The sequence below is a fragment of the bacterium genome (assembly GCA_040754625.1).
Classification (GTDB): Bacteria; JACRDZ01; JAQUKH01; order JAQUKH01; family JAQUKH01; genus JAQUKH01.
Genome location: JBFMCF010000020.1, coordinates 1 through 11,453, shown reverse-complemented (window position 1 = coordinate 11,453; position 11,453 = coordinate 1). Strand labels below are relative to the sequence as shown.

Annotated in this window: 11 protein-coding genes; 1 reads left to right on the top strand and 10 read right to left on the bottom strand. The window is 32.8% G+C overall.

Features of this window, described 5'->3' with window-relative positions; genetic code table 11:
• From AB1498_01490 to AB1498_01450, 9 genes are all read right to left on the bottom strand, one after another.
• The coding region (locus AB1498_01490; GenBank protein MEW6086962.1) for a methyltransferase domain-containing protein at window positions 1–1,070 on the bottom strand (1,070 nt) is incomplete at its 3' end.
• A gap of 42 nt (window positions 1,071–1,112) precedes the next feature.
• Window positions 1,113–4,625, bottom strand: coding sequence for a hypothetical protein (locus AB1498_01485; protein ID MEW6086961.1), 3,513 nt, complete (start codon window positions 4,623–4,625; stop codon window positions 1,113–1,115).
• A 63-nt stretch (window positions 4,626–4,688) separates the two neighbouring features.
• Window positions 4,689–5,711: a PDDEXK nuclease domain-containing protein gene (locus tag AB1498_01480; GenBank protein ID MEW6086960.1), complete on the bottom strand. Its 1,023-nt coding sequence runs from the start codon at window positions 5,709–5,711 to the stop codon at window positions 4,689–4,691.
• Window positions 5,708–6,415 (bottom strand): nucleotidyl transferase AbiEii/AbiGii toxin family protein, encoded by a 708-nt coding sequence (locus tag AB1498_01475; protein ID MEW6086959.1) that lies wholly within the window; start codon window positions 6,413–6,415, stop codon window positions 5,708–5,710. Before AB1498_01475 ends, AB1498_01480 begins: the two co-directional genes overlap by 4 nt.
• Window positions 6,405–6,974 carry a hypothetical protein gene (locus AB1498_01470; protein MEW6086958.1) on the bottom strand — a complete coding sequence of 190 codons (570 nt, stop codon included), beginning with the start codon at window positions 6,972–6,974 and terminating at the stop codon, window positions 6,405–6,407. The genes AB1498_01475 and AB1498_01470 overlap by 11 nt, the downstream gene beginning before the upstream one ends.
• A gap of 139 nt (window positions 6,975–7,113) precedes the next feature.
• The gene (locus AB1498_01465; GenBank protein ID MEW6086957.1) at window positions 7,114–7,527 is read right to left on the bottom strand and encodes a DNA methylase; all 414 of its coding nucleotides are present in this window, start codon (window positions 7,525–7,527) and stop codon (window positions 7,114–7,116) included.
• A gap of 20 nt (window positions 7,528–7,547) precedes the next feature.
• The gene (locus AB1498_01460; protein MEW6086956.1) at window positions 7,548–7,877 is read right to left on the bottom strand and encodes a hypothetical protein; all 330 of its coding nucleotides are present in this window, start codon (window positions 7,875–7,877) and stop codon (window positions 7,548–7,550) included.
• A 109-nt stretch (window positions 7,878–7,986) separates the two neighbouring features.
• Complete coding sequence (locus tag AB1498_01455) at window positions 7,987–8,520, bottom strand: hypothetical protein (GenBank protein ID MEW6086955.1); 534 nt, start codon at window positions 8,518–8,520, stop codon at window positions 7,987–7,989.
• A gap of 18 nt (window positions 8,521–8,538) precedes the next feature.
• Window positions 8,539–9,681, bottom strand: coding sequence for an ABC transporter ATP-binding protein (locus tag AB1498_01450; protein MEW6086954.1), 1,143 nt, complete (start codon window positions 9,679–9,681; stop codon window positions 8,539–8,541).
• Between the two features lie 369 nt (window positions 9,682–10,050).
• Here AB1498_01450 and AB1498_01445 point away from each other — a divergent pair, with 369 nt between their 5' ends.
• Entirely contained in the window at window positions 10,051–10,491 is a 441-nt protein-coding gene (locus AB1498_01445) for a hypothetical protein (GenBank protein MEW6086953.1), read from the top strand.
• A 7-nt stretch (window positions 10,492–10,498) separates the two neighbouring features.
• Here the strand turns inward: AB1498_01445 and AB1498_01440 are convergent, their stop codons facing one another.
• On the bottom strand, window positions 10,499–11,302 hold the full coding sequence (locus AB1498_01440; GenBank protein MEW6086952.1) for an ABC transporter permease subunit: 804 nt from the start codon (window positions 11,300–11,302) through the stop codon (window positions 10,499–10,501).
• Window positions 11,303–11,453 lie beyond the last annotated feature (151 nt).

Genomic DNA, 11,453 nt, shown 5'->3' with positions numbered 1-11,453 from the left:
ACCATTTTGAACTCAGAGGCTAAATCGTAACCAACTCTTCTCATTAAAGTACTTTTACCACTTAATGGCTGACCGTATATGCAAATAAATTTAGCAGTTGCTGTGTGCATAGTTTTAACTATATCAGAATACAAATCTCTTTGAGTATCGGAGTGAACTGCAATATAATTCCATGTTAAAGGAACAATTAAATGGAATCTTTTTTTGCCATATTCATCACTTCTTATTGATTTATAAGTGTGTGGGGTCACAATTTCTACTAAAGACTGCAATTCCTCGTTGAGAGGACTACTTTTAATCTCCTCGATACGACGAGTTATATGATCAACTAACATAAAATAAATTGCAACTTCTCGAGATACTTTTTCATGAAGATCTGCCTTATCTTCAATTATCTTTCTATAAAATTTTATCATTTTCAAATAAATATTTTTAAGCTTTGGGATGAAAAACAGTCTTGTAGGATAGTTTTCACCTTTTTTTAAGGCGATAAAGGCTAAATAAGAATCATGTTTATTTTGGTCTTTATGGGGTATACAATTAACATCAAATTTTTCGGAATCAAAAAGTTCCCTTATCGTATTGCAATCCCAAAACACATGGTAAGGTTCATACCAATAAAAAAACAGGAAATCTCCTATAACTATCTTACCTTCAGGTTTAAGAAGCTTAAATGCCTGTTCAAATAGTTCAAAAGGTTGAATAACTTCATGGAAAATATGATGCATTATAACAATATCAAATTTCCCGCCATATTTTTCAAAATCAATATTGTTTGGTTTACATGAATTAGGAGGCTTATCTTCAATCTGGGAATTACCCAAAATATGATTGCCTGTTTCAATACATGCCTCATCATCTTCATCTATAGGAAGATATATCCCTATTGATTTTTCAGGAAAGCATGATAGAGCCGCAAGAAAAAGACCATTCCCGCAACCATAATCACATACATTTATCTTTTCTGTATCGGGTATACAATTTTCAACAATATATTTTAGTTGAATATCTTTCTTACCAGCTTCGTATGGAAGGCTTTTGGGCGATTTTTTTCTTTCATTTTTTTCCATTTTAATTCCAGTATTTTAAGATCATAATCATAGGTATTTATTCTAATTCTTTTTTTGTTTAAATTCATAAAATAAATCATAAAATAATTCCCAACCTTTTTCTAATCCTTTATCAAATATTGCATCAATTTTGTCATTCACTAATGATTTTTCTTTTATTGATTGGTTTTGAAATCTATTTTTTACAATCTCTGCTATTTTGTTTACAATTAACTGGTCATCCCAAATCATATCGATTTTCATTGTCTGCTTGTATAAGATATCAATACTTTGCTCCACAAATTTCCCTTCCAAAATGCAACGGTGAAGATAATTTATTACATGACTCTGGGCCATAATATTTGTATCATCTTTTAAAATTACATCAATAATTTTATATTTATTTAAAACAGGGAAATAATCCATTTTAAATTCATCTCTATCAAGAAAATATGAAGCCCTAAATCTGACTTCAGGTTCTTGCTTAGTATCTAACAATTTTGCAAGCAATTGAATAATATTTTTATATTTCTTTTTTGCAATTAATCCCTCTAAACGCGATTCCAATATAAACGCAAGGGATATTCTTGCCTCTTTTTCCCCGATACTACCTTTTACTATCTTATTGACTAAATCTTCCAAACCACCATCATAAATATAATGTTCTCCGACTAATTTCCCTAACATCTCTTGAATTTGTTTGTTTTTATCAGTGAATAGCAGTTTAATAAAATCAATATTTTCCATACATTTAGATGAATTTAAAGAGGAAAAATAATATAATAAGGCACAATCTATTTCAGGATCTCTGCAGTTTTTAAATTTATTTACTATTGATTGACATAAACTATAATTATCTTTTGAAATGAGCCTTAAATAATAAATTAACGCAGATTTAACTGCATTTGTTGAATCATCAGATAGAATCTTTATTTTTCCAGGAATGTCTTTGTCCTTTGGGAAATAATGTAATAACCATATCAATGCACCTGCTGTAACACCTCTAATTGAATTTATACCTCTGGTTACTCCATCATCAGGACGTGGATTACTTGATTTAATTGTTTCATTATTTTCAGGATGCTTGTCCAGCATCAAATCAAATAAAACCTTTTTAATTTCTTCAATCAAAATTAGGTCTATTCTCTGAATTTCTTCCTTTCTACATTCTTTATCTAAATAATTGGCAACTTCTCGTCTAATCCATGTATCGGATTTTTGTATTTTCCAGAATGAATCAATTACAACCTTCAAATCCGCCTTTTCGGATTGGAGGTAACCGCTTACCATTCCACTTAAAAAAACTGATTCAATTTGTTTTCCTTCCATTTTCTCTAGTAAAACCTGTAATCGTTCAGGAGTTCCCTTGATAAAGTCTTTGAATAAGTTTGCTAAATCTCGCGGAGAAATTATTCCTTTGCCAGCAGTAGATTCTTCCATAATATTAATTATTTCATCCTCGTTTTTCATTCTAATTTCCTCTATGGAAATATCCAATTTGGGTTCTGCCCAATCATCAGCAGTTCGGATTTCAAACGGTTTTGTTATTTCATTTTCTGTTTTTAATTCGATATTTAATCGCTCTAATTCTTTTTTGATATCTTCTGTCCTTAAATTTTCAGGAATTGATACAAATAAATCTTGTTTAAAATAATCTGCTGATTTAGAATTACCTTTATAAGTTAGTGCGTTTACTTCCCCAACATATTCGGATAAACGATTCTGCCTTAATTCAAAATATTTTCTTATAAGTGTTTGCAAAAAGTAATTTTGAATATTACGAATTACCCATAAATCTTTATTGAAAACAATATGTTCTACCAAATCCAAATATTGTTCTATATGCCTTGTTAGAACTTTTATTACAGCTAAATGAAAGACTTCATATTTTGCCTGTAATAATTTTGAACATAATTCTTTTGTCAGTTCAAAATCAGAAGCCGCATATTGCTCTAAACGTCTTTCGATTTCAAGCGCTACCCTTTCTTTGCGATCATACATATATTCAAGTTTCTCCAAGGAAATTTCGTTTGATAACCAAATCGAGGAATGATCTAAAGTTATACCAGCATTTTTTTCAGGTTTCCCTCTAACTTGCTTTATAAATTGTACTTCAAGATTTATTGCAAAATTAAAAGCTTTAGTTGCAATTTTTTTATCGGCCATTAGCTTACTTAAAAGTTTAGCAGATTCTTTAAATACACTATTTTCCATGTCTCTTCCTTGAAATGTTGCAGCAAAAGTAGGAGACCCTAAAGTAACATCTTTAGGTTCTATTTTTAACAAGATAAGTTTTCCCAATATTTTCAAGCTTTTATCTAAATCATATTCACAAAGTGACTCTAAGGTATTTGGTATTTCTTTACGTAGAAGGGGATAAGAATTTTCTGATAGCTTCTCTAAGATTGCCCATATTTGTTTTAAATCTTTTTTATTTGAGGGTTTTATTTTAGCCGAAATTTTTACAAAAGCTATAAGAATATGTGGATTTTTTGCATTCTTCTCAAATTCGACAAGCAAGGGAATAATATTATCCGTATAATTATCAAGACATAACCCCAAATAGGTTAGAAGTTGATATTTAACTGCTCTATCAACCTTTTCTCGTATAACAGATTTTATTAGGTTATCTTTAATTTCTGGAAACCAGTTAACATCTTTTAAATTCTTGAAAAAATGCCAGGAAAGAATATCATTTTCTTCGATAATTTTTAGTACCCGTTTTCTCTCTACCACTTGAGGTTTATTTAAGTTACCAATTAAATCAATGAGATGACTTATTTTTTCATAAAATTTTGTTTTTGGATTTTCTAATACATGAGGATTTATTTTTTTGTGGAACTTCTGGAATTCCGGTTTATTATTAATCGTAGGAGGATAACTAATTCCAATCCCATTTAATATCTGCTTTAATTCCCCAAAGTTTATAGCCTTGTCCTGCCAATTACTTTCATTAGCCTGTACGCTTAACTCATTATATATAGCCTTAGATTCACTATCAGAATAACCAAAATACTCTAACTTTTTTCTTATTGCTTCCTTAATATTTGTTTCATCAAAAACTTCTATTGAAAATTTTTTTAAAAAATTGTAAATAATCTTTTGTTTTTTATCTTTACTTTTTAAATCTCCGTTTAATAAGGAACATAAAAAACCAAATTTCTCTTTACATTTTTTTAGCTGTGTATCATTTTCCAAGTTATTAACAAATGTTTTATATGCATAATTACGAGATTCATAACTTAATTTACTATAGTGCTTATCTTTATTCTGAGTAACTAAAATAATATTTATAGTTTGGTCATTTCTAAACTGAATCAGCAAAGCACTAAATAATTCTGAATTATAGTTTGCATATAATCTGCATTGATAAAATGAATTAACCGTTTTTGTTTTTACCAACACATCATCAACAGAATTATTTCTTTTTGTTCTTGTTACATTAACGATATATCCTGTAGAACCTTCAATAAACATATCTACCAACTTTGCTACAAAAAAATTTACCTCATATCCATATCCGCTAATCGCATTTACTGCACCATGAAATTGTCTATTTAAATCTTTCTTTTCCATTTTCCACTATCCGATCTTAAATTAGCAAAAAGAATCAGTTTCACAGATAAGATATACTTAAAATCATTCTGCTTCATTCTTATTATACCCTTCCGGCAACGGCAAAGAGTGTAATTTCTTTTTAAGCAGTTCTTTATCAATAATCTTTGTCTTGTAGGTTGCAACTTTAACCGGAGAAACCGCCTTGCTGATTGCAATACGGACAACTTCTTCATTTTTTGATTTACAGAGAATTAAACCAACAGAGGGATTTTCATCTTTCAATTTTACTTTTTCATCAAGGGCGGACAGGTAAAATTGCATTTTGCCGACGTATTCCGGTTTAAATTTCCCAATCTTTAATTCAACCGCCACAAAACATTTTAACAGCCTATGGTAAAATAACAAATCCACTTTATAATCCTCATCACCAATGGTTATTTTATATTCTTCACCCACAAAGGTAAAATATTTTCCGAATTCCAGAAAAAATTGCTTAATATTATTCACTATTGCTTTTCGCAAATCGCTTTCAGAAAATTCATCTTTCAAGCCCAGGAAATCAAATATATATTCATCTTTAAAATGTGTAAGAAAATCTTTTTCTTTTGTATGAGGCACTAAGTTATCTGTTTTCTTCGAAAGCATAAATCGCTCATAAAGTGAAGAATTTATCTGCCTTTCCAATTCCCGCCTCGACCATTTTTCATTTACGCATGATTTAATATAAAACTCTTTTTCTTCAATATTCTGAGTATGATGAAGAATAATTGTATTATGTGTCCACGGTAATTCTCTCACCAGTGGTGAGAGTTTTGGAAAATCCTTATATGTCTCGTAAATTTGTTTCATTCGCCATAAATTTTGAGGTGAAAATCCTTTCATATCAGGAAATTCTTTATTTAGGTCATTTGCCAATGACTCTACAACACCCTCACCCCATTTTGAAACCTCTATCTTTTCATAAATAGATTTTCCTACATAAAGATACAGCTCTATCAACTGCCGGTTTACTGACTGATAAGCCTTTTGCCGGGCAGAGATAATTTCATTTTTTAAATTACGCAAAAAAACCAGGTAATCATTTTTATTTAATATATTATTCATTTTACCTCCAACCTCAACCTCATCAAAAACAAAACATCCTCTTTTAGATGCGATTTCACCCATGCTTTTTCTTTCTCGCTTATCAATTCACCCAATCCCTGCAAAATCTGATTATCTTTTATTTTCTTTATTACCGCGATGCAATCAGCCAAATGCTTTTTTGTGGTTTTTCCCGTATATGCCTTTAATACATCTTCATTGATATCCCAGTTATTTTTGGCAAAATAGCGGATGTCATAAATATCCCGCATGGCTGTTTTTTTTCTCAAGGTTAATGCCGCAAGTTTGTTTGCAAAAAGATAATCCATTTTTGCCGCAAGCATTGAAATACCAAGATATTTCTTTAATTCATAGTTCTCTCTAATGGAAAAATAGCCCTTTCTGGTGGAAATTTCCACCTTGACGTTATGATCTTCATCACCATATGATAAAACGATAAATATTGTGTACCGTTTGACATACTTATCCCTGATATTACCGTATTTTTTCAAGATGTTTTCTATCTTTTCCAGCAAAGTTTGCTTTTCTATTCCCTTACCCGGAAGTAAATCAAAATCAAGGTCAACAGAAAAACGCGGCAATCCGTAAAAAAAATAGGCACAGGTTCCGCCCTTTAAACCTAAAAGAGACGCGATAGAAATATCCGTATAAATATCTTTCAGGATTTGGCCCATAATTAATTGGTGTTTTGTTCTATTCAGCATTTTTTTGATATTTTCCAATACGTTTTATTAATTGTTGATTTTTATAGATATCTGACAATTCAAAACATTTATTCCAATCCATATTCCCCAAATTATCGAAATAATAATCCGGAAAAAGATAAACCATGTCCAAAAATGCCCTCTCTTTACCTGCAATACTATACTCATCATGGTTTATTATTCCGGCCGGATTATACAAAACTTCATCTTTCAGTTTTCGATAAGTAAAGGTATATTTATCGCATTTTATTGTCCTGGACAGATGGCTTGCAGCAAAAATGGTTTCGTAATGCTGAAAGATTAAACCTTCATCACGTAAAATTGTTTCAAAACTGATATAAGAGGGTGTATGGATACTCGTCGCCAATTCCCTTGGATTATAATTTTTATCTTTCGCGAAAAATCCCCTTGATAACCTCATCAAATCACCTTTTTTGACATAGTATGATATTTTAGACTTAAGATTATTCAGGTTATTTTCCTTCCAGATTAAAGAAACATCTTTGACAGTCAAAACCGTTTTTGAAGATTGATATAATTTTGCGATTAAATTATCCATAGAAATGTTTTATGAAATGGAAGTAATAATTATTCTTACCTCAATATCATATATTAATAATTCCGCTATGTCAATAGTATTCATACGATTTTCTCTAAATCAGAAATCTTTCCTTCCCTGAATTTATCCTGAAGTTCATTTATTTTAATTCACTTAAAAATATTCTTGCGGTTACCGGCCCGATACCTTTGAACTTAATTAACTTCTCTTTAAGGTCTTTTTTGTCTTTGGCATTCTCGATCAAATTTGACATGGTTCCGTATTTTTGTTTTAATTCTCCGCAGATTTCCAAAAGCTTTGTGGCTGTGGAAAAATCAAAACGGACATAATGCCCCCTGTCAAGGACTTCCACAAGTTTGTCCCAGCCTGCGGCGATGATTTTATCCGGGGAGACAAGCCCTTCTTTCACAAATTCAAAATAAGCCCGTTCAGCCACAGTCTGCTGGATCGGTTTCCCAAACAAAAGGCAGGCGAGAAACCATTTAAAAATCTCTGTTTCCTCTTTGGATATTAAATCAATCCCAAGTTCTTTCGCGGAAATTTTCGTTTTCATCCGGATAAAAACAACCGTTTCTACTTTTTCTCCAGTTCAATTTCCTTAGTAGTGTCACTGTTTAACTCAAGCACTTCACGGTAAATAATCGTGGTGGCTTCATAGACTTCCAGCATATATTTGCCAGTATCCAAATCTTTAATGACAAATTCCCCGTTTTTACCTGTTTTTGTTATTTTTTCCGGTTTTTGAGATGCTTTCGGAGGTTTTAATTTCACAACAAGACCGGGAATACCTTCTTTCTTTGTATTTTCGCGGACCCGGCCGTTTAATTCGGCCGCGTAAACAGATACTGATAAAAGAACCAAAATTAAACAAAGCGTTAAAACTTGTAAATTTATTTTTCCCATGTTTATCACCTCTTTTTTAGAACTCCCCTTAATCCCCTTTTCTCTACGCCTCCTCTTTTTTTCGCGAAGCGATCACTTCGTGAAAAGAGGAGGCTGGGAGGAGTTCTTGTTAGAATTCCTCCGGCACCGGCTGTAATTTCGTTTTAAAATTTGCTGCAACAGCTGATTGAATTTCCTTGCCCGGCAGGACGATTTCCCCGTTTTTCTGATTTTTTAAATCAGCCCTGTCCTCGAAAACCATGTTCCCGACAAGATAAATGACCTTATATTCATCTGTAATATTTTTCAGCACAGGCACCTGCAGGCTGAAATCCCTGTTTTCCATGATTGAATCGGACTTTATTACGGCGTAAACCTGGACGGGATATTCATTGGCCTTTACCATCCCCTTTATACTGACCTGTTCCGTTATTTCAGACGATTTAATAATCGGATAAATCAATGGGACAAAACCCAGGGCGAAAAGTATTAACGCCGGGATGTTGGTTTTAAATTTACCGATCGGGGTCTCGATTTCCGTGACCTCTTTTGATTCCCTGTCGATATAAATTTTTTGTTTGTAAAGCAGCCAAATCCCCCCTGCAACCATAATCAAACCTGCGAACGAACTTAAATAATAAAGCGGGATAACACGTGGGTCCATTTTTATCACCTCTTTCTGTTATGTTTTTAACTTATTACTTGACGTTGGCAAATTCAGATTACAAGTCTCTTTTTGCGGCAAAACCCATATAGAATTCTTTTTTAAACAAACCTGTATTATCTTTCCCGTTGAGATATTCATGTCCCTATAGGCGCAATTGGGCACAATAACCTCAAGTAAAAAATTTTTATCGATTAATTTTAAAATAATAATATGGTTCCCGCCCTTTTCAAATATCTCCGATATTTCTCCTTCGAAAAGATTATCCTCTAACATCGGCTTTAGCGGACGGTCAGGCCGTATTACTGCAATCTCTTCAGGGCGGATGCCGCAAAATATTTTGTCTTTTTCCTTGAATTTCTTACCCGGTTTTTGAGCTTTAAACTCCAGGCCTTCCTCTGTTTTTATCAATAAATCGTCATTTTGCATGCCTGCTATCTCCCCCGTAAAAATATTTTGATTCAGCATGAAACGGGCAACTTCAATGGATGTCGGATGATAATAAATTTCATCACGGGTCCCGGTTTGCCGGATCTTTCCGTCAATCATTATCGCCAATCTGTCTCCCAGCATAAATGCCTCTTCACGGTCGTGCGTAACGTGAAAAATCGTTATTTCAAACAGCCTGTTTATCTCTTTTAATTTTACCTGCAATATTCTTTTCTGGTATTCATCGACAGAGGCAAACGGCTCATCAAGAAAAAGTATTTCAGGATTAACTATTAAAGCCCTTGCCAACGCGACACGCTGCTGTTCACCCAGGCTCAGGGTCATTATATCACCGCGGCCTATTATGTTTTTAATATTCAAAACAGAAACCAGATCATTAAATCGTTTATTCTGTTCATTAATGCGAATTTTGCGCTCACGCGCGCCAAAAAGAATATTATCTTTTACCCCAAGATGAGGAAAAAGAAAAGAATCCTGGGGAAGATAACTGATCGGACGGTTTTCCGGCGGCAAAGATGTAATATCTTTTCCATCCAAAAAAACACGGCCTTTATAAGGCCTCCGCAAATTAATAACTGCCTCGATCAAAAGCGTCTTTCCCACACCGCTGGGGCCCAGCAGGACAAAATATTCGCCTTTATTAATCTCGAGGTTAATATTAAACAAAATCTTATTTTCAATTTTCAGCTCTAAATCTTTAATTTCTAACATGGTTTCCCACCAGATAATCTATTCATTACCTTTTCATTACTTCCGTTACCGTTACATTACCTTTTCATTACCCTTTAATACATAAATACTTTTTTTCTATGTAAGCAATCATAACAAAGGTACCAAAAATAATCAAGCTGGTCATAATATTTTAATTATCTTAACAATATAAACAATTTTACCAACACACATTCTCTAAAATCTGATATAATTTGTTTATGAATTCATTTTCAAAAGTTGATAGAAATGTTATAAAAAAAATTAAAATAGAAGAATCCTCCAGCGATTTCAGTTATTGGCAAACTCAATCTTTTGAAAAAAGGCTTGAAACGCTGGAAAACATAAGAAACGAATATAATAGATGGAAATATGGTTCTAAACAAGGATTTCAGAGAGTTTATAGAATTATTAAACAAAAACCACGTTAAATATCTTGTCGTAGGCGGCTATGCATTGGCATTTCATGGCTATCCTCGCTATACAAAAGATATTGATTTATGGCTTTGGATTAACAGAGAAAACGCTGAAAATGTCATTAACACTCTGCATGAATTCGGTTTCAGTTCACTTGATCTTAAAATAGAAGATTTTCTAAAGCCGAACTATGTAATACAATTAGGTAACCCGCCAAGCAGAATCGATCTTTTAACAAGTTTAGCAGGTGTTGATTTTGAAGTTTGTTATTCCTCTAAAATGGAGCTGAATGTCGAAGGAATTCTTGTCTCTTTTATTGATTTGGAAAATTTGAAAAAAAATAAAAAAGCGGCAGGAAGATTACAAGATTTAGCAGATTTGGAAAATCTTAAATGACATTATTTTATACATGCCACCCCTCTTTCTTAACCACCTTTTTAAAAATAATTAATATGACAAACGAAATAAAAATCAAGATCGTGATCAAAACCACCGCTTTTTCAAGATCAAAAGACGCTATGCTTAAATAAATGCCTATAGGCAGGGTATCCGTCTTTCCCTTCATTGCTCCTGCGACCATCACCGATGCACCGAATTCTCCGAGGGCACGGGCCCACGTGAGAATAAAAGAAGTCATAATCCCGTTTTTTGCAATCGGAAGGGTAATTTTAAAAAATGCTCCCATCCTGCTGCTTCCGAGGCTACGCGCAACTGATTCATAACGAGGATTTATGCTGTCGAAAACCGATTTTAATATTTTAACTGCCAGCGCGACAGTTACCGTCCACTGCGCAAGAATTATTCCCTTGACGCTAAAAATAAAATCAACGAAATTGTTCTGGATAAACGTCCCGGCTCTTGTATTAAAAAACATTAAAATCAAAGTTCCCAAGGCGACTGGAGAAAGAAGGATCGGGATATCGATAATTGTATCAATGATATCTTTGCCGAAGAATTCATAGCGGGAAATAGCGTAAGCCGACGGAATCGCAATAATATTTGCGAGAACGCTTGCTATTGTCGCGGTGAAAAGGCTTAACCCGATCGAGAATAAAACGTCTTTTGAAATGAGCAATGGAAAAAATGTCCTGATTGAAAGAAATGATATTTGTGAAAAAATAAGGGCAAGAAAATAAAAAACCAGTAAACTTAAAATACTGATTACAGAAATATTAAAAATTTTTCCCGGCAAGTTTTCCTTTAGCATAGAAGAAATTATACTATAATTAATTTACTTGAGTTTGGCAAATTTAAAAAAAAGTATATAAAAAAATAGCTTTCAGCCGAATCTTTTATAGTGTGTTATAAAGGAGACCGGCATGAAAGCTATTAGGAACAAAGTTCCCAAAAAAGTATCG